The following is an 18,884-nucleotide window of genomic DNA, read 5'->3' as shown; positions in this document are numbered from 1 at the left end:
GAGATCCCGGGATCTCCACGCCTCGCCGTCGTACGCTCATCCCCGCCGGATGCCGGCCGGGGGTCTCACAGGCACGTGCGGACGAGCCATTCGTCGTAGTTGAAGGTGTCCTTGGCCGGGTCCGGCGCCGAGGCGGGCCTCTCCTCGACCGTGTCCTCCAGGCGGATGCGCTCCGGCAGTGCGCCGAAGCGTGCGCGGCGAGCCGCTTCGGCGACGGTGTCCGCGGCCACTTCCTTGCGTGACATGTGCTCTCCTCGACCGGGCCCCGGCGGGCCCATCCGGGCGGACGGGGCGGCCGCCGTGAACGGTTTGCTCGCAGCCGGCGGGACGTCGGCGGCATCCTCCATCGTTGCTCAGGAGGGTCCGCCCGCGATACCGCTTGAACTGGTGACGATGCTCGCAGTCTCGCCGTCACCTGTCAAGATGGTGACGGATTGAAGGTGCGCCGAGCCGTCGGACCACTTCGTGTCCAGCGGCGGGATCAAGCCGTGCCGACGCCGTGCAGCAGGGTGTCGACGACATGGTCGGCCGCCTGGGCGTCACTGAGGTGCGGCAGCTGCTGTGAGGCCAGATGCATCAGCTGTGGCAGCAGAGAGCTCGCCCATCCCGCGGGCAGGCCGGAGCGGAGCAGTCCCTCGTCGGTGGCGCGTTCCAGGAAGGCGTCGACCTCCCGGATCACGCGGTTGCGGCGCGCGCGGATGGACTCCTCGGCGCGCATCCGGGTCAGTTCGACGGGCCACTTGCGGTTGACCGTGATGATCCCCTCCACGTACCGGTGCAGCGCCACGGTGACGGGGGCCTCACGCAGTCGGGCGGCCTCGACGGCCTCTTCGATGGCGTTGAGGCGGGCCTCGTAGATGGCGGCCAGGAGGGCTTCGCGCGAGGCGAAGCGCCGGTAGACGGTCCGGCGGTCCACGCCGGCCTCCGTGGCGATGGCCGCGATGCTCGCGGCCGGATCGGCCGCGAGCATGCGCGCGCCGGTCGTCAGGACGGTTTCCAGATTGCGTGCTGCGTCGGCTCTCACTCCCTCAGTTTAGACGTCGACGTGACTCCTCTGTCACATACTGGCGCATGGATGTAGCTGTCATTGATGTAAGTGCTACGGTGTAGTGACATTTAAGGCTCGAGAGAGTCCATCGAACTCATGCAGAGGGATCCCAGATGATCACGTACGACCAGCTCTTCGTCGGAGGTTCATGGGTCGCGCCGAGCAGTGCGGAGCTGCTCGACATCCAGTCCCCGCACGACCGGACCGTGATCGGCCGTGCGGCTCAGGCCCAGCCCGCCGACGTGGACCGCGCGGTGGCGGCCGCCCGTGCCGCTTTCGACGCCGGCCCCTGGCCGCGTACGGCACCCGCGGACCGCATCGCCGTCCTGCGGCGGTACAACGCGCTGCGCGAGGCCCATGCGGAGAAGATCGCCGAGCTCATCTCCGCGGAGAACGGTTCGGCCCGGTGGTTCACGCTCGCCGGTCAGCCCGGGCTCTCGCGGCAGGCCAACGCCTACTTCAAGGCAGCGGAGGAACTGGACTGGGAGGAGGCACTCGCTCCCGGCGACCCCGCCTCGCCCGTGCGCAGCCTGCTGCGCCGCGAAGCCGTCGGTGTCGTCGCCGCCGTCATTCCGTGGAACTCGCCGTTCTCCGCCGCCAACGCCAAGATCATCCCCGCGCTCCTCGCGGGCAACACGGTCGTCCTCAAGGTCTCCCCGGAGAACTCCCTGAGCATGGGGTTCCTGGCCGAACTGCTCCAGCAGGCGGGCCTGCCCGAAGGCGTGATCAGCGTGCTTCCCGCCGACCGCGAGACCAGTGAGTACCTGGTGTCGCACCGCGACGTGGACAAGATCGCGTTCACCGGCTCGACGCGCGCCGGCCGCAGGATCGCGTCGATCGGGGGCGAGCAGCTCAAGCGGGTCAGCCTGGAACTGGGCGGCAAGTCCGCCGCCGTCATCCTGCCCGACGCCGACCTGGACAAGGCGGTCCAGGGGCTGAAGTTCGCCTCCCTCCTCAACAACGGCGAGTCCTGCATCGCGCACACCCGCATCCTCGCGCCGCGCGGCCGCTACGAGGAGGTCGTCGCCGCCCTCAAGGATCTCGTGGAGTCCCTGAAGGTCGGCGACCCGGGCGACCCCGAGACGTTCATCGGCCCGATGGTGCGCCGCGATCAGCAGCAGCGCGTGCGCGACTACATCGAGCTCGGCATCCGGGAAGGTGCCCGGCTCGTCACCGGCGGCCCCCAGGTCCCGGCCGGACTGGAGGGCGGCAACTACGTCACCCCGACCGTGTTCGCCGACGTCGACAACACGATGCGGATCGCGCAGGAGGAGATCTTCGGCCCCGTCCTCGTGGTCATCGCCTACGACGACGAGGACGAGGCCGTCCGCATCGCCAACGACTCCGAGTACGGCCTGTCGGGCGGCGTGTGGTCGGCGGACGAGGCGCACGCCCTCGATGTCGCCCGTCGCATCCGGACCGGCACCGTCACCGTGAACGGCGCGTCCATCGGCTTCGACGGGCCGTTCGGCGGCTTCAAGGCCAGCGGGATCGGCCGCGAGTACGGGGCCGTCGGACTGGCCCAGTACATCGAGTACAAGACCGTCACCGTGTGACGGCCCGCTCGGAGGTGAGGGGCGCGCCGATGTCCAAGAGGCGGACACCCCCGGCAATACGGTGTCCAGTACATCTAATGTGCCGGGTGGTGTTCCGAGCGCCGGAGGGAGTCCAGGCATGGCCGAGACGACGGCAGGGCGAACGTCCGAGGACCGGGGCGTCGTCGTCGCCCTGGAGGGCGTCGGCGTCCGCCGCCACACGAACGGGCAGACGATCCTCTCGGAGGTCGACTGGACCGTACGCGCCGGAGAGCACTGGGCGCTGCTCGGTGCCAACGGCGCCGGCAAGACGACACTGCTGAAGCTGCTCGGCGCCCTGATGCACCCCACGACCGGCGGCGTCGAAGTACTGGGTTGCCGCCTCGGCCGGGTCGACGTACGCGAACTGCGCACCCGCATCGGCCATGTGAGCTCGGCTCAGGCCGTGCCGAAGGACGTCGACGCCCGCACCGTCGTCCTCACCGGGCACAGCGGCACGGTCCAGCCGCTGTGGCGCACGTACGACGACGAGGTGCGCGGCCGTGCCGAGGCGCTCCTCGCGGAACTCGGGGTCAAGGAGCTCGCCCACCGGCCCTACGCGGTGTGCTCCGGCGGGCAGCGGGCGCGCATCCTGATCGCCAGGGCGCTGATGCCCGCACCGCCCCTGCTGCTGCTCGACGAGCCGTTCAACGCGCTGGACCTGCCCTCGCGCGAGGATCTCGTCGAGGCGATGCAGCGGCTGGCCGAAAGCCGTCCGGACCTGGCCACCGTGACGGTCACTCACCATCTGGAGGAGCTGTTCCCCGCGGTCGGTCACGCGCTGCTCCTGCGCGAGGGCCGGATCCTGGCGGGCGGCCCGGTCGGCGGCGTACTGACCGCGCCGTGGATGACGGCCTGCTTCGGCCGTCCCGTCCGGGTGGTCCGGCACGACGGCCGCTGGGCCGCGTATTCGGGCAGCCTCACAGGGGAACGTGCCGACATCGGGGCCGAGGCGACCTCGTGAGCGAGGTGGCGCCGTGAGCGAGGCGACCTCACGAGCGCCTCGATGTCACCCCGGCGGGCGTCAAATCGGATAATTGGCATATCTGGCGTATTTTGGAGCTCATTGGCAGGGGATTCCCGTGGTGCCCTCACACGGCCGGTCGTCCCCGCTGACGGCGGTGCCCCCACCGGCAGAGCTCCGAAAGTGAGACCACAGCCATGGACTTGAAACTCGAAGTCGTCGTACTGCCCGTCTCCGACGTCGACCGGGCCAAGGACTTCTACACGCGTCAGCTGGGCGGTCGCCTCGACGCGGACCTGCCCGTCAAGGACGGCTACCGGGTCGTGCAGGTGACGCCTCCGGGCTCCGCGTGCTCCGTCATCTTCGGCGAGGGCATCACCGACGCGGAACCCGGCTCGGCCCAGGGGCTCTACCTGATCGTCTCCGACATCGAGAAGGCCCATGAGGAACTCACCGGCCGCGGCGTGGAGGTGACCGGCCCCTTCCACGACGACACCGGGATCTTCCACCAGGCGGGCGAGACCGGCCGGGTGCCCGGGGCGGCCCCCGAGCGGGCCAGCTACGGGTCCTTCGCCTCGTTCACCGACCCCGACGGCAACGGCTGGGTCCTCCAGGAGATCACGGAGCGGCTGCCCGGCCGGTGACCGCGGCTCCCGGCTGCGGCCTCTCCCACCCCTGATCTCGGGTCGGCGAGGCCGCCGCATTCCGTCCGGCGGGTAGCCCGCTCCGAAGAGATTTATGATGGTTCGGCCGTTCTTCGGTCATCGATGGGCGCAGCCATGATGCGTACGCGTACGGCGCTGCTGTGCACCGCCGCCCTGGTCGCCGCGACACTCCCGGCCCCGGCCGCAGCGGTGACCGCGGCCGCCGCCGGGCGGTCCTCCTGCGTCAACTCCCCGGAGCCGTCGCAGGGCAGGGCTCGTCAGGTCCTGGACGTCGCCGAACGGGCCGAACGCGACCTGGACCTGAACTCCGTCGTCCTGAGCGTGACTTCGGGCGGCAAGGACATCGTCACCAAGGCTGTCGGGGAGTCCATGACCGGCGTGCCGGCACGGCCCGACATGCGCTTCCGGTCCGGCTCGGTGGGCATCGCCTACATGGCCACCGTCCTGCTGCAACTCGTCGACGAGGGCAAGGTCCGCCTCGACGAGCCGGTGTCGCGATGGCTGCCCCGAGTACCGCACGGCGACAGGATCACCCTCCGGATGCTGGGCAGCAGCACCTCGGGCCTGCACGACTACGTGACCGACCCCAAGTTCGTCGCCGCGCTCGAAGCGGCTCCGTTCCGCCACTGGACACCCCAGCAGCTCCTCGACTACTCCACCGGCCACCCGCTGTGGTACGAGCCGGGCACCAACTGGAGCTACTCGCACGCCAATTTCGTCCTGCTCGGAGCCGCGCTGGAGAAGATCACCGGGACCCGGCTCGACAGACTGCTCGACGAGCGCGTCATGGGCCCCCTCGGGCTCCACGAGACCAGCAACAGCTTCACCCCCGACATCGCCACCCCGGTCCTGCACGCCTTCACCTCCGAGCGCGGCCTCTATGAGGAGTCCACCTTCTGGAATCCGTCATGGACCACGGCCCCCGGCGCCGTCATCACCTCCGACATCTGCGACCTGGCCCGTTCCGCGAAGGCCATCGGGACGGGCGAACTGCTCTCCCGCGGCGGCTTCCGGACCCAGCTCGACCCGGGGACCGTGGGCCTCGGCCGTGCCACGTCCGGCTGTCCCGCCACCGTCTGCGTCGCGATGACCGAAGCGCATCACTTCGGATTCGGGGTGATCGTGCTGAACGGCTGGATCATGCAGAACCCCTCGTTCTCCGGCTACGCCGCCGTCCAGGCGTATCTGCCGGAGCAGCAGCTGTCCATCGCCGTGTCCACGACCGAGGGGCCCAAGACGCCGGCCGACAAGAACACCGCCCAGGTCGTGGCCGAACGCATCGCCGCGGTCCTGGCCCCCGATCATCCGCTGGCCACCGGTTGAGGCGACCGGGCGACGGACCCCGACCGCCACCACGTCAGCGCAGCGCCGCGTCGAGCTCCGCCAGCCGGCTCGCCACCGGGCCCAGGGAGAGCAGGCCGCTGCCCGCCGCCTCCTCGGCGGCCGCCGGCAGCAGGTGCGCCCGCGCCCGCTCCATCACGCCCCGGTCGCCCACGGCGACGGCGGCCCGCGCCACGAGGCACCACAGGGCTTCGAACATCAGGTCACGCGGCGGTGAGGCCAGGCACCGCAGTGCCTCGCACGCCTCCTCGGCACGCTCCTCGTCCACCAGGAGCGCGGGACGCACCCAGGGCTCGTACGGACCCAGGTCCACGTCACCGTCCCCCGCGAGGGGCATTCCGTGCCGCACCCGCACGCTCATCAGCGCCAGCGGCAGCAGACCGCGGCTCAGGCCGGGCATCCCGGCCCCGCGCAGCGACTCGGCCGCCCGCCGGTAGGCGTCCAGGGCGGCATCCGGCGGCTCCGTCGCCGCGACCGTCAGCGCGCGGAACCAGGTGGTGAAGACCGACACCAGCGGCAGCTCGTGCCGTGCGGACAGCTCGTCCGCCGCGTCCGCGTGACGGCCGGCCCCGGCCAGGTCCGCCCGCGCACACCGTGACTGGAGGCGGATCAGATGCCCCAGCACCTCGTACCTGACCAGATCGTGCCGTGACGAGAGCGCCACGAGCTCCGCCCCCACCTCGTCGCGTCGCGCCGCCAGTCCGGCTCGCTGGAACGACTGCATGAACACGCCGTTCAACGCGAAGGCGAGCAGGGACGGATCCCCGAGACGCCGCGCGATCTCCTCCGCCTGCCGGGCCGCCCGCACGGGCCACGCGCGCTCACCCGACGCCGGTTCCTCCGGCGGCAGCGTGCCCCGCGATTCCACGGCGACCGTCGCCAGCAGTCGGCATCGCGCGCCCTCGTGTCCCTCCGCGGGCAGCGACCGCAGGGTCCGCTCCGCCGCTCCCACCAGCCGTCGAGCCTGCTCCGGGTCGTCGGAACGCGTCCAGATCGCCGGTACGTCGTAGACGCCGATGACCCGTGCCGTCAGCTCGGGGTCACCCAGCTGTTCCGCGGCCGCCACCGCCGCGGCCCGGTGCTGCCGCGCCGCCTCCAGGCCGCCCCCGCCCGTGACGGCGAGGTCCCGCATCAGCCCCGCCGTCGACTCCAGTCTGGTCCGTGCCCGTGCCGCCACGGCAGTCTCGTAGGCCGCCGTGGCCCGCGCCCACACCCCGTCCACGGTCTGTGCCGCGTCCGGGTCCAGATGATCCGCGTGCCGCAGCACGTCCTCCTCCAGCCGGCGCAGCCGAGGCCCCGGGTCCACGCCCAGATGCTCGCGCAGCATGCCGCGCGCCCGCCGCAGCACGGTCAGCGCGTCGGCCTGACGGCCGGAGCGGTAGAGCGCCAGCGCCAGCAGACGCCACGCCTCCTCCCGCCACGGATGCTCCGTGACGTGCGCGTCCAGGTCGGGCACCGCCTCGGCCGCCGCCCCCAGGGTGATGCGCGCCTGCGCCATGCGCTCGACGGCGTGGAGTCGCAGTTCGGTGAGCCGGGAGCGCTCGGCGCGCAGCCAGCGTTCGTCGCCGAAGTCCGCGAAGGCGGGGCCGCGCCACCAGGTGAGCGCCTCGGCGAGCAGGTCCGCCACCTGCGCGGGCCCGGCGTCGTCCAGGCCGTCCATCACCTGCTCGAACCGCCAGGCGTCGACGTCGTCCTTCGCCGCCCGCAGCGCGTAACCGGGTCCCTCCGTGACCAGCAGCCGGGGCGGGGTTCTGGGCGCCCGGTCCGGTTCGACGGCACGCCGCAGGTCGCCGACGAACGTACGCACCGTGCCCACCGCGTCGGCCGGGGGGTCCTCCCACAGGTCCTCCACCAGCCGGGAAACGGGCACCACCCGTCGGCGGGCGACGATCAGCCGGGCCAGGACCGCGCGGTGCCGCGGTCCTCTGAGCGGCAGCGGGTCACCGGTCTCGTCGCAGGCGGTCACCGCCCCGAGCACCCCGAACCGTACCCTCACCGCCGCTGCCCGTCCCTTCCACCTGCCGCTTCTCCACGCGTCGACCCGTCCAACCTACAAGCGTTCATCCGTTGCTGATCCGCGCCCCGCAGCCTGGAACCCGTCAGCCGCCGGGGACCACCTCACGGCGGCAGGAACGGCGATCGCCAACGGACCGAGGAGAAGCGCCATGACACACACCATGACCGGATTCGACCACCAACGCGTGCGGGTGGACGACGGAGTGGAACTGCACGTCGCGGTGGGCGGGAGCGGCCCGCCGGTCGTGCTGCTGCACGGTTTCCCGCAGACCCACCTGATGTGGCGGCACGTCGCCGCGGACCTCGCCGCCGACCACACGGTCATCTGCCCCGACCTGCGCGGCTACGGCGACAGCGACAAACCGCGGGAGGAGAGCCCGGACACCTACGCGAAGCGCACCATGGCGGACGACGTCGTCACGCTGGCCCGCGCCCTCGGCCACGAACGCTTCGCCCTCGCTGGCCACGACCGCGGTGCTCTCGTCGCGTTCCGGGCCGGACTCGACCACCCCGACGTCGTCACCCACCTGGCCTGTCTGGACGTCCTGCCGACCGTGGACATGTGGGAGGCGCTCCACGGCACGTCGGCGGCCGTGGGCTTCCACCTCTACCTGATGGCCCAGCCGGCCGGCTTGCCCGAGCGGATGATCGAGGCCAGTGCCGACGCCTTCTTCGGCCACTTCCTCGACGCCTGGATCAAGGCGCCCGACGCCCTGCCGGCCGGCGTTCGCGACGTCTACCTGGAGGCGTGCCGTGGCGCCGTCCCGTCCATCGTCGCCGACTACCGCGCCTCGGCGGGCATCGACGTCGAGCACGACAAGGCGGACCGCGCGAGCGGGAGGCAACTCACCATGCCGGTGTCGGTGCTTCAGCAGGACTGGGGCGCGGCCCTCGGGTACGAGGCCGCCGCACTGTGGGGCGCCTGGGCCGCGGACCTGCGGCACTCCACCGTGTCGTGCGGTCACTTCATGGCCGAGGAAGCACCCGGCGACATCGCGAAGGCCCTGCGGGACCTGATGGCCCGCTGACCCGGGCCCGGGCCGGCTCGCGCGGAAGCCCGGGCGCGCATGCGGAAAGGGCCCGCACGCATCCCGGAACCGGTGGCCGCTCCGGTTCGCGCACGACCAGAATGGGCAAGTCGGTTCGGCCGCAGCCGAGTTGCGGCCGAACCGGTCGTACCGAGGATGCCGGCCGCAGTACCTCGCGGACCCGGGGACCGATTCGTCGTCGGCCCCGGCCGCGAGGTGTGGCGGTGAGTTTCTACGAGGAGGACCTGCGTGACGCACGCACTGGCTCGACTGGCCGTCGCCGGATCACTGATCACCGCCGTCTCGGCGCTGGCCCCCGCCGCCCAGGCGACGCCTGCGGGCCCCGGGGTCACCGGCCGGGTCGTCTCACAGACCACGGTCGGCGGCACCGACTACATCCTGCGGGAGGTGACCATACCGCCCGGCCAGGCGACCGGATGGCACTATCACGACGGCGTCCTCTACGGGTACGTCAGGCAGGGAACCCTGTCCCATTTCGACGCGACGTGCACGTCGGACGGTGTCTACCCCAGAGGCAGCGCGCTGAAGGAGCCGGCGGGCCCCGGCAACGTGCACATCGGCAGGAACCTGGGAACCACCGACGTCGTCCTCGAAGTCCTCTACGTCCTGCCGCACGGCGCCCCCTTCTCGGAGGACGCGGCGAACCCCGGGTGCGACTTCCAATAGCCCTGCCCGGACGGTCCGTTCCCCCGTCGGGGGGCAGCCCCGCGCTCCGGCGCGGACGGTGCGCGTCGGCGTGGCGCGGTGGGTGTGCCGGGCAGGGGCTCAGCGTCGGTGGCCTTCGGGCGCGGGGCCGGGCTCGGCGGGGGAGACGGCGGAATCTTCGGAATCGGCGGAATCGTTGGAGAGAAGACGGCGCAGCCAGCGCAGTCTCGCCGCGCGCGCCTCGCGAGAGACGGCGGCCTGCGGAGCGGCGAAGTCGAATCCGTGGAAGCCCCCGGGCCACACGTGCAGTTCGGCCACTCCGCCGGCCTGCCAGATGCGCGAGGCGTGGGCGACCACCTCGTCGCGGAACGTCTCCGCCGAACCCACGTCCAGGAAAGCCGGGGGAAGGCCGGAAAGATCCTCCGCCCGTGCCGGAGCCGCGTAGCCGGGCACGTCGTCGCTGCCGTGCAGACCGCCCAGGAAGTGCCGCCAGGCGGTGCCGTTGGACTCCCTGTCCCAGATTCCCCGCCCCTCCATCTGACGGGCGGAGGGACTGTCGTTGCGGTCGTCGAGCATCGGGCAGAGAAGCACCTGCCCCAGTGGCCGCGGGCCCCCGCGGTCCCGGGTGAACAGACACAGGGCCGCGGCGAGCCCGCCGCCTCCACTGACTCCGGTCACGACGATGCGCCCGGGATCGATCGCGATGTCCTCGGCATGCCCGGCGAGCCACTCCAGCGCTGCGAAGCAGTCGTCGAGGGCCGCCGGGTACGGGTGCTCCGGTGCCAGCCGGTACTCCACGGACACCACGGCGAGTCCGAGTTCCGCCGCCCACGGCAGGAGCGAGTCCACCCCGAGGCGACTGCTGCCCATGATCAAGCCGCCGCCGTGCAGATGGAGCAGCACCGGAAGAGCTCCTCGGGCGCCCGACGGGCGGCACACGAGGAGGCGGACGCCGGGCGCGCCGACCGGTCCCGGGACGGTCCGTTCCTCGACGTGGAAGGCGCCGTCGCGGGCGAGGTCCTCGTTCGTGGGCATCAGGGGAACCTGCTCGGCACGCAGCGCGACCAGCTCGCCCGGTGACAGCGCGCTGTTCATGTGCTGTGCCAGCGCGTCGGCCAGGCCTTCGAGCTCGCCGTCGAACGGCGGGGGGTTCAGTTCCACGGGCCATCCAGTCGGAATCGGGAGACGGTCCCGCTCCATGTCACGCACGAGGCGGGCTTCGATGCCGTGTGCCCTCCGCAACGCCTCCGCATGCGCACACACGCAACCGACCACACCCATAGGCGAGCGTGCTCTTGTGGGTTCCGCCCCCATATCCGGCTCCTGTGGGCGGACTTAACCTCCCGGACACCCATCCACCGTGACTCACACTCGACGGAGTGCCCATGAGAGCGTCGCCAGCTGCCCTGTTCCGCCGGCTGATCGTCCTGTTGTCGCTCGTCGCAGCGGTCCTCGTGCTGCCCACGGCGACCGACGCCGCCGCCGCGCCCGCTCCGGTGCCGGGGGACCTGAGGCCCTACGACGTCGACGCCGTGTACAGCGCGGGAGTCTCCTCCGGCGGATACATGGCCACTCAGCTCCATGTGGCGTACTCCGGAACGTTCAAGGGGTCTGCGGTCTTCGCCGCGGGGCCGTACGACTGCGCGCAGAACGACCTGAACAAGGCCCTGAACGCCTGCATGGACACCCTTCAGGACCTCCAGCTCGACAAGCTGGAACAGACGACGCGGGACTGGTCGGCGCAAGGCCTCGTCGACCCCGTGGCCAACCTGTCGGGCGACCCCGTCTACGTGTTCAGCGGCTCCGGCGACACGACCGTCAAGCGCCCGGTGGCCGACGCGCTCGCCGCCTACTACGGCCGGTTCGGTGCCCAGGTCCGCTACGACAGCAGCACCACCGCGGGACACGCCTGGATCAGCCCGCTCGGCCCGAACTCCTGCACCGTCACGCAGAGTCCGTGGATCAACAACTGCGGGTTCGACGCCGAGCGCGACCTGCTCGGCCATCTGCTCGGCTCCGTCGCCGCCCCGAGCGGCAGCCCCGGCGGCACCCTCACCCAGTTCGACCAGAACAAGTACGCGCCGGGCGGCGCCGCCAAGGCCGTCTCGATGGACGACAAGGGCTTCGTCTACGTACCGACGGCCTGCGCGGGCGGCGCGGCCTGCAAGCTGGTCGTGGCCCTGCACGGCTGCAAGCAGGGCTACTCGTACCAGGGCTTCGGCAGCCAGTTCATCGACAAGGCGTACCTCGACGAGTACGCCGACACGAACAACCTCATCGTCCTGTATCCGCAGGCCGTCGCGACGACCACACTGGACAACCCCAACGGCTGCTGGAACTGGTGGGGTTACCTCGGAGACTCCGCCTACGCACGGCACGGCGGGAAGCAGATCGAGACGATCATGGCGATGGTGAAGGCGCTCACCGGCAGCACCCCGCCACCGGCGCAGAACTCGGTGACGGCAGCGAGCGTCGACGCCCAGGACGGCTACGTGAAGGCCGCCGCGGACGGTTCGGGCGCGGCCGTCGGCACGCTGGAGGGCACGTACGGTCTCGCCGTCGGCCGCGGCAGCGACGGCAAGCACAACCGGACGGTGCTGTCCTTCGACACCTCGCAGATCCCCGCCGGCAAGCAGATCACCCGTGCGTACGTGACGCTCACCAGGAGCAGCGGCGCCGGGGACCCCTGGTCCAGTCCCGCGGGCAACCGGCTGCTCGTCGACGTGAACAGGGGCTGCCTCGGCGGATGTTCCGTCGAGGCCTCGGACTGGGCGGCCGCCGCCACCGCGTCCGGCGCCGCCGTCGTCGGATCCTTCTCGTCCGGCAGCAGGTCCTCCACCGACCTGTCGGCGGCGGGGCTCGCCGCGATCGACCGGACGGGCACCACCCAGGTGCGCCTCCGCTTCGAATCGAACCCCGCCTCGACCGCGTACCTCTTCGTCAACAAGGACACCCGGGCGACACTGACCGTCGAGTACCAGTAGCGACAGACCCGCGGGAGACGGGTTTCCCGTGGCCGGCGAACTCTCCGCCGGTCACGGGAAGGTCAGTTCGGCCGCTCGGCTGCGAGCGAGCCGATCATGCGAACGGCGTCGCGCAGCCCGTAGGGACGCAGTAGCCCGGGTTCGGTCCGCCGGTCCCAACCGGGCCCGCACAACAGCACCGTGGTGTGGGTCCGGGCACCTTGAACTCCCCACCGTTCGGCGGCGATGTGACGTGCCAGCGGGAGGCTCGCGGTGGAGCGGGACTGGGACCACAGGACCACGGCGAGAGGACTCACGCGATGGACGGCCGCGAGGAACGCCTCCGCCGGGACGTCGCCGCCCAGCATCAGGGCGGCCGCGCCCTGCTCCGCGAGGGCGGCGCCGAGTGCCTCGATCGGCAGGGTGTGCGGCTCGCCCGGGAGACACCCGAGGAGGACGGGGGAGACATCCTGGAGGGCTTCCCGGGCCGCGGCCGCGGTCACATACGCATGGCGCAGGGTGGCGGAGACGTGCCAGGACAACAGGTGCTCGACCTCGACATGACGGTCGTCCGAAGCCTGCCACTTGCGTCCGACCGCGTGCAGGGCGGGCATCATCACCTCTTCCCAGGCCATGGCCAGGCCGTGGGCGCGTACGGCGCCGGTCAGGTGCCGCTGCACGGCCGCGCCGTCCAGCCGGACGGCGGCGGAGGCCAGACCCCGGCATTCCCTGCGCGCGTCCCCGGCGAGCGGTTCGCCGTCAAGGGCCTCGTCCTCGGGAGGCGGGGTGCGCGCGGAGGCCGTGACCGCGCGCCCGTCCGTCGCCACGGGGGACGGGCCGAGCGGGTCGGCCGCCGGTGTGCCGTGGGCACGGGCATGTCTCTTGGCCGTGCGGGCGGCCTCCGCGGGCGGCACGCCCGCCGTCGTCAGCCGACACATCTCCTGCATCATGCGGACGTCGTCCGGGGACCAGCGACGATGCCGTCCGTCCGCCCGCACGGCCGGACCCAGTCCGTACCGGCGGTCCCAGGACCGCAGCGTCATGGGGGACACACCCAGTTTGCGCGCCAGGAATCCGGTCGTCACACCCGCGTCGGCGGGTTCCGCCGCCTGGTGGGCGTTCACCTCCATGGCGAGTCCCCTCAGTTCAGCCGGACGCCGGAACCGAAGTGCTGGTCCAGGGCCTGGGGCAGCTGTCGGGACACTTCGTTGCCGATCCGCTCGAACTCCCGCTTCAGCAGGGGGCCGGCCGCCCGGACCCAGCCGTGGAAATCGATGCGGGCCCGGTAGACGAGCAGCGTCCGCTCGCCCCGGCCCTCGAAGAGCATGTCGTCCGTCGACGTCGCGGTCCTGTTGCGCCCCACGAAGGTCAGACGATCGTGCTGGTGCCGCACGAGCCGGTAGCGCAGTTCGGTGCGACGGCCGCGGAATTGCGACACGTTGAGCCACTCGGCGCCTTTGGTGACCGGGCCGCTCCCGATCCGCTCGCAGCTGACGGTGCCGGGATCCCAGGCCACGGCGTGGGAGAAGTCCGCGAGCCAGCGCACGACATCGGGCAGCGGATGGCCAAGGAGGACGGCGCGCTCGACTCGGACCATGGGCCTCTTCCCTCTCGGACACACGGCGGACATCGCCGGTACGGGTGGACACCCTCCCTTCGGCGTGGGCCACCACCGTGGATGCAGGTGTCACCCGGGAGGAGGCATCGGGACCCATCTCGCAGGAAGCACCCTGCGACAGCTTATCGATGCAGACTCGATGCAAGTTGTATCGATGCATTCCTGCGCCGCATGGTGGGAGCGTGACGTCGCCCGGAGCGACCGGTGCATCCCGGTATCCGGGGACGGCACGGCGAACGCACGGTCCGCCACTTCCACCGGGAGAAACGCCCGTCCCGCGAGGAGACGGTCTTCCACGGCGCGAGGAGCAGTCGTCATGTCCACCATCCAGACCCGCGAGCACTCCCGCGACGACCTGTCGCTGTGGGCGCCGGTGGAGGAGTCACTCGCCGACGAGCAGCTCGCCGAAGGATTCAGGCGAGGGGACGAAGCCTGTCTGACGGCCATGTACCAGCGATGGGGCTCGCTGGTGTACACACTCGCGAGGCGATCCCTGGGCGACGCGCGCGAGGCCGAGGACGTCACCCAGGTGGTGTTCCTGGCGGCCTGGCGCGGCCGCGGCGGCTACTCGCCCCAACGCGGTGCGCTGTCGGCCTGGCTGGTGGGCATCACCCGGCGCAAGATCGCCGACGCGCTCTCGGCCCGTACCCGGCGCTCCGAACTCGTCGCGGCGGCCGGCGCGAAGCTGTCGCTGGACACCCAGGACGGCCCACCCCAGCCGGACGCCGTGGTGGACCGCGTCGTCATAGGCGTCGAACTGGCCCGACTGCCCGCACCGCAGCGACGCGTGCTCAGCCTCGCCTTCTACGACGATCTCACGCAGACCCAGATCGCTCGGCTCACCGGCTGGCCGCTCGGCACGGTCAAGAGCCACGCCCGGCGTGGGCTGCATCGGCTCGCCCGCAGGCTTCAGGACGCCGATCGGGGGCTTCGAGCAGCCGACAGCACCTGTGCCCACGGGTGACCACCCGTAGTACCGACGCACCATCGATGCGACCTGTGTCGGCGGTCATGGGCGGCCGTCCCGCGGCAGGTGCATCCGATGGGGTCGCGTCTCGGCGAAGAGAGTATGTCGTCCGCAGTCCGCGCCGTGTGCACGACGGCGCCGATCGCCCGCGGAGGTGTGACCGATGAGCGATCCCCGGCAGACCCCCCACCTGCATCCCGCCGACCTGGCGCACGACGCCCTCGACGGCGGGGAGGCGGCACGCCCGTCGGACGCACGCCACCTCGCCGCATGCGCGCCGTGCCGGAGCCGGTTCGCGGAATTCCGGCGCGTCGTGGCCGCGGGCAGGAGCTCACGCCCGTACGACCCTCTGCACGCTCCACCACCCCGCGTCTGGCAGGCCATCCGCACGCAGGCGCGCGCCGGTCGTCCGGCGCCGCACCGTGCGACGGCCCGACGGCCGTTCCCCGGCACGAAAGGACAGGGCAATGCCCACCGATGAAGCGGACGTCGTCGTGGTCGGCGCCGGCCTGGCGGGACTCGCGTGTGCGAGCGACCTGAGCGCCGCCGGGATGAAGGTGCGCGTCCTCGAAGCCTCGGACGGGGTCGGCGGCCGGATGCGCTCCGACCGCGTCGACGGTTTCGTGGTGGACCGGGGGTTCCAGGTGTTCAACACGGCCTACCCACAGGTCAAACGACGTCTGGAGCTCCGCCCGCTGCGACTGCGCCCCTTCACACCGGGATTCCTCGCGCACACCGGCCGGGGACGCATCCGCTTCAGCGACCCCAGCCGTCGGCCCCGGCACGCCGCGGGACTGGTGTCCGGGCACGGCGCCGGTACACGCGACCTGCTCGCCCTGGGCAGGCTGTCGGTCCGCGACGCGCTCGTGCCGGCAGGCGCGTTGAAACGCGGCAAGGAGCACACGACCCGGCACGCCCTCAACGCCAGTGGCCTGTCCGGGACGTTCGTCGAGGACGCCCTGCGGCCGTTCCTGTCGGGTGTCTTCCTGGAGGACGAACTGGAGACGTCCAGCCGGGTCTTCCACCTCGTGTGGCGCAGCATGCTGCGCGGCACGTTGTGCCTGCCGGCCGCGGGTGTCGGCGCCGTCCCGGACCAGTTGGCGGCCTCGCTGCCGCCGGGCACCCTCCGCCTCGGCCACCCTGTGCAACGCCTCACCGACGACGGGGTGCTGGGTGTCGACGGCACCGAGACCGCCGCCCGTGCCGTCGTGGTGGCGACGGGGCCCGGCCCGGCCGCCCGGCTGCTGCCCGGCCTGCCGGTCCCGGCCTACCGCACCGTTACGTCGTACTACCACGCGGCCCCGAAGTCACCGCTCACCGAGCCGACCCTGATGACCGACGCGCGGCGCCGGTTCGTCAACACGTGTGTCCTCAGCGAAGTGGTGCCCGGCTACGCGCCCCGAGGAGCCGCCCTGGTCGTCACATCCGTCCTCGGCGAGGACCTGCCGGGCCGCGAGGACGCGGTGCGCGAGGCGTTGGCCGAGGCGTACGACACCGACACGGCGGAGTGGAGCCGGGTGGCGGTCCGCACGATCGCGGACGCCCTGCCCGCGATGCCGCCCCCGCAGCCGCTCACCCGCACGACCCGTGTCGGCTCCGGCCGTTATGTGTGCGGTGACCACCGGGCCACCGGCTCCGTGCAGGGCGCTCTGGCCTCCGGCGGCCGGGCGGCGCGCGCGGTGCTGCGCCACTCGGGCCGATAACCGGACCGGGCCACGGCCGAGCGGGGCTCGGACCGCACCGGCGAGGGCGGACGGCCGCACGGCACGACCCGGCGTCGACGCGCTGGCGAGGCGTGCCGCGCCGGTCCGGGGGACACGAAGAGCGCGAAGGACGCCACGGACGGCACGGGCGCGAAGGACGTCAGGGACGGCACGGGCGCGAAGGACGCCACGGGCGCCACGGGCGCGAAGGACGTCATGGGTGCCATGAGCGCGACACTCAGGCGGTCGGCCCGGCACGTCCTTCCACCGGAACGGCGGCGCTGCCGTCGGCCGACGGAACTGTCACGGCGCACCGATCCGCCCGGTGCCGGGCTCAAGAGGCAGCCGCAGGGCCCGGACCGCGAACGAGACGGCGTGGTACCACCCGCAGATCAGAACCACTTCGAGTGCCGCGTCCTCGCCCGCGACCGCGACCAGTGACGCCCAGGTCCGGTCGCAGAGGTCGTACGTCCGGTGGAGCTCGTCGACCGCCTCCAGCACGGCCCGGTCGTCCGCGTCCCAGCAGTCGTCGGCCGGCATTCCGGAGGCCAGCGACGCGAGTTGCTCCGCGTCGAGACCCGCCTTCCCGGCGAACGCGGCCACGTGGACGCCCCATTCGTAGTCGGCGCCGCACAGCGCGGTCGTCCGGTCGATGACCAGCTCGCGGCGGCGGACGGTGAGGGCGGAGAGCCGCGAGAAGTAGTAGCGGCCCCAGCCCGCGACACCGCGGGCGAGTTCGGGGCGCCGGGCCCAGACCCGGAACAACTGGATCGGCGGCCCGAGGAGGTCGAGCGCCGCCGCGGTCTCCTCGTCGTAAGGCGGCGCGAGGGGTTCGATACGCGAGTGCTTCGAATTCAGAGGCATGACGGGATGCTAGTGTCGGCGCTTCGGAAAGGGAAGCAGATGACGCGACCGACCCCGCTGCCCGGCCGACGGGTCCGCGGCTCACACACCGGGCGCCCGATCATGGCGCTGCTCGATCTCCTGGGGCGGCGCTGGGTGCTGCGCGTCCTGTGGGAGCTGCGGGACGGCTCCGCGCCGACCTTCCGGCAGCTCCAGCAGCGTTGCGACGGGGTGTCGTCAAGTGTCCTGGCGGACAGGCTCCGTGAGCTCGCGGAGGCGGACCTCGTCGAGCACACGGGCGAGGGCTATGTGCTCACCGGACAGGGCACGGCCCTGCTCGAACGACTCGCGCCGCTCGACGCCTGGGCCGCGGACTGGCGCCCCAGGCCGACGCACGACTGAGCCCCGGCGGACATCGGCATCGATGGCGGTGTGCCGGTGTGCCGGTGTGTGCCTGGGTCGAGGACGCGCTGTCGCGCCCGCCAACTCCCGTGCTCCGCAAGGCGACATGATGTGCGAGACTCGATGATCGTCAGCACCCCAGGTCACCTCGCGCGACGGAGTCCGCCATGACGACCGGCACCCCCAGCCCCCAGCAGATCGACACGAGCAAGGCGCACCCCGCGAGGGTGTACGACTGGCTCCTGGGCGGCAAGGACAACTACCCCGTCGACGAGGCGGTGGCCGAGAAGCTCCCGGCCGAGGCACGCGACGCGGCCCGGCAGAACCGCGAGTTCATGCACCGGGCCGCCGCCTGGCTCGCCGGAGAGGGCATCGACCAGTTCCTCGACATCGGCACGGGCATCCCCACCGAGCCCAACCTCCACCAGATAGTCCAGCGACTCGCGCCGACCGCGAAGGTCGTCTACACGGACAACGACCCGATCGTGCTGCGGCACGCGGAGGCCCTGCTGGTCAGCCGCCCGGAGGGGGCCACCGACTACATCCAGGCGGACGTCCGCAAGCCGCGCGAGATACTCGAACACGCCCGGGGCGTACTCGACTTCGGGCGCCCCATCGCCCTGTCCCTGATCGCGCTGATGCACTTCATCCCCGACGACCAGGACCCGTACGGCATCGTGAGCGATCTGCTCGCCGCCCTGCCGCCCGGCAGCCACCTGGTGCTCTCCCACGCGGCGTCGGATCTCTACCCGGAGCTCGCTGAGCAGGTCACCGCCGAGTACGCGAAGGGCGGCATCCGGCTCGGCTTCCGCACCCGCCCCGAGGTCGACCGGTTCTTCGACGGCCTGGACCTCGTCGACCCGGGCCTGGTGACGGCCCCGGAGTGGTTCAAGAGCACCCCGTCGCCGTCGCCCGAGGGGAGCGGCATCTACGCCGGCGTGGCGCGCGTCCGCTGAGGGTCGCCGCTCCGCGCGCATCACGACGAACGCGCGCGCACGGCCATGAGCGCGTGCGCACGGCCAGGAACAGGCGCGCACCGCGACGAGCGGGGCGCGCGGAGGGGCCCGGCCCGACCCGTCGCGGCCT

General features: G+C 72.0%; 18 protein-coding genes. 11 read left to right on the top strand and 7 right to left on the bottom strand.

The window, feature by feature from the left end; translation table 11 throughout:
- Positions 1–65 precede the first annotated feature (65 nt).
- Positions 66–245, bottom strand: a complete 180-nt coding sequence (locus tag ABEB03_RS36700; protein WP_345657245.1) for a hypothetical protein — start codon at positions 243–245, stop codon at positions 66–68.
- A gap of 236 nt (positions 246–481) precedes the next feature.
- Positions 482–970 (bottom strand): TetR/AcrR family transcriptional regulator, encoded by a 489-nt coding sequence (locus tag ABEB03_RS36695; protein ID WP_345657254.1) that lies wholly within the window; start codon positions 968–970, stop codon positions 482–484.
- Positions 971–1,161: 191 nt separating this feature from the next.
- Here ABEB03_RS36695 and ABEB03_RS36690 point away from each other — a divergent pair, with 191 nt between their 5' ends.
- The 4 genes from ABEB03_RS36690 to ABEB03_RS36675 all read left to right on the top strand — a co-directional run bounded on the left by ABEB03_RS36690 (position 1,162) and on the right by ABEB03_RS36675 (position 5,574).
- On the top strand, positions 1,162–2,604 hold the full coding sequence (locus ABEB03_RS36690) for an aldehyde dehydrogenase (RefSeq protein ID WP_345657244.1): 1,443 nt from the start codon (positions 1,162–1,164) through the stop codon (positions 2,602–2,604).
- 118 nt (positions 2,605–2,722) lie between these two features.
- Positions 2,723–3,586 (top strand): ABC transporter ATP-binding protein, encoded by an 864-nt coding sequence (locus ABEB03_RS36685; protein ID WP_345657243.1) that lies wholly within the window; start codon positions 2,723–2,725, stop codon positions 3,584–3,586.
- Between the two features lie 197 nt (positions 3,587–3,783).
- The gene (locus tag ABEB03_RS36680; protein ID WP_345657242.1) at positions 3,784–4,230 is read left to right on the top strand and encodes a VOC family protein; all 447 of its coding nucleotides are present in this window, start codon (positions 3,784–3,786) and stop codon (positions 4,228–4,230) included.
- 135 nt (positions 4,231–4,365) lie between these two features.
- Positions 4,366–5,574 carry a serine hydrolase domain-containing protein gene (locus ABEB03_RS36675; protein WP_345657241.1) on the top strand — a complete coding sequence of 403 codons (1,209 nt, stop codon included), beginning with the start codon at positions 4,366–4,368 and terminating at the stop codon, positions 5,572–5,574.
- A gap of 34 nt (positions 5,575–5,608) precedes the next feature.
- On the opposite strand, the gene ABEB03_RS36670 is transcribed toward ABEB03_RS36675, so the two are convergent.
- Positions 5,609–7,588: an AfsR/SARP family transcriptional regulator gene (locus tag ABEB03_RS36670; RefSeq protein ID WP_345657240.1), complete on the bottom strand. Its 1,980-nt coding sequence runs from the start codon at positions 7,586–7,588 to the stop codon at positions 5,609–5,611.
- A gap of 169 nt (positions 7,589–7,757) precedes the next feature.
- Here ABEB03_RS36670 and ABEB03_RS36665 point away from each other — a divergent pair, with 169 nt between their 5' ends.
- On the top strand, positions 7,758–8,636 hold the full coding sequence (locus ABEB03_RS36665) for an alpha/beta fold hydrolase (RefSeq protein WP_345657238.1): 879 nt from the start codon (positions 7,758–7,760) through the stop codon (positions 8,634–8,636).
- A gap of 249 nt (positions 8,637–8,885) precedes the next feature.
- On the top strand, positions 8,886–9,323 hold the full coding sequence (locus ABEB03_RS36660; protein WP_345657237.1) for a cupin domain-containing protein: 438 nt from the start codon (positions 8,886–8,888) through the stop codon (positions 9,321–9,323).
- A gap of 99 nt (positions 9,324–9,422) precedes the next feature.
- Here ABEB03_RS36660 and ABEB03_RS36655 read toward each other — a convergent pair whose 3' ends face one another.
- The gene (locus ABEB03_RS36655; protein ID WP_345657236.1) at positions 9,423–10,463 is read right to left on the bottom strand and encodes an alpha/beta hydrolase; all 1,041 of its coding nucleotides are present in this window, start codon (positions 10,461–10,463) and stop codon (positions 9,423–9,425) included.
- Between the two features lie 224 nt (positions 10,464–10,687).
- On the opposite strand from ABEB03_RS36655, the gene ABEB03_RS36650 reads away from it, so the two are divergent.
- The gene (locus tag ABEB03_RS36650; RefSeq protein WP_345657235.1) at positions 10,688–12,286 is read left to right on the top strand and encodes an extracellular catalytic domain type 2 short-chain-length polyhydroxyalkanoate depolymerase; all 1,599 of its coding nucleotides are present in this window, start codon (positions 10,688–10,690) and stop codon (positions 12,284–12,286) included.
- A 62-nt stretch (positions 12,287–12,348) separates the two neighbouring features.
- Here ABEB03_RS36650 and ABEB03_RS36645 read toward each other — a convergent pair whose 3' ends face one another.
- Entirely contained in the window at positions 12,349–13,395 is a 1,047-nt protein-coding gene (locus ABEB03_RS36645) for a MerR family transcriptional regulator (protein WP_345657233.1), read from the bottom strand.
- An 11-nt stretch (positions 13,396–13,406) separates the two neighbouring features.
- Positions 13,407–13,862 (bottom strand): SRPBCC family protein, encoded by a 456-nt coding sequence (locus ABEB03_RS36640; protein WP_345657232.1) that lies wholly within the window; start codon positions 13,860–13,862, stop codon positions 13,407–13,409.
- Positions 13,863–14,199: 337 nt separating this feature from the next.
- On the opposite strand from ABEB03_RS36640, the gene ABEB03_RS36635 reads away from it, so the two are divergent.
- A complete protein-coding gene (locus ABEB03_RS36635; protein ID WP_345657231.1) occupies positions 14,200–14,847 on the top strand; it encodes a sigma-70 family RNA polymerase sigma factor in 648 nt (215 codons plus the stop codon).
- A gap of 470 nt (positions 14,848–15,317) precedes the next feature.
- Positions 15,318–16,553, top strand: coding sequence for an NAD(P)/FAD-dependent oxidoreductase (locus ABEB03_RS36630; RefSeq protein ID WP_345657230.1), 1,236 nt, complete (start codon positions 15,318–15,320; stop codon positions 16,551–16,553).
- A gap of 303 nt (positions 16,554–16,856) precedes the next feature.
- On the opposite strand, the gene ABEB03_RS36625 is transcribed toward ABEB03_RS36630, so the two are convergent.
- On the bottom strand, positions 16,857–17,417 hold the full coding sequence (locus ABEB03_RS36625; RefSeq protein WP_345657229.1) for a carboxymuconolactone decarboxylase family protein: 561 nt from the start codon (positions 17,415–17,417) through the stop codon (positions 16,857–16,859).
- Positions 17,418–17,456: 39 nt separating this feature from the next.
- Between ABEB03_RS36625 and ABEB03_RS36620 the strand changes: the two genes are divergently transcribed.
- Positions 17,457–17,798 (top strand): winged helix-turn-helix transcriptional regulator, encoded by a 342-nt coding sequence (locus tag ABEB03_RS36620; protein WP_345657228.1) that lies wholly within the window; start codon positions 17,457–17,459, stop codon positions 17,796–17,798.
- Positions 17,799–17,965: 167 nt separating this feature from the next.
- Entirely contained in the window at positions 17,966–18,754 is a 789-nt protein-coding gene (locus ABEB03_RS36615; RefSeq protein ID WP_345657227.1) for an SAM-dependent methyltransferase, read from the top strand.
- Positions 18,755–18,884: the final 130 nt, after the last annotated feature.

Source organism: Streptomyces siamensis, from assembly GCF_039543605.1.
Classification (GTDB): Bacteria; Actinomycetota; Actinomycetes; order Streptomycetales; family Streptomycetaceae; genus Streptomyces; species Streptomyces siamensis.
The sequence above is the reverse complement of the archived record's forward strand: the minus strand, read 5'-3'. Positions and strand labels throughout refer to the sequence as shown.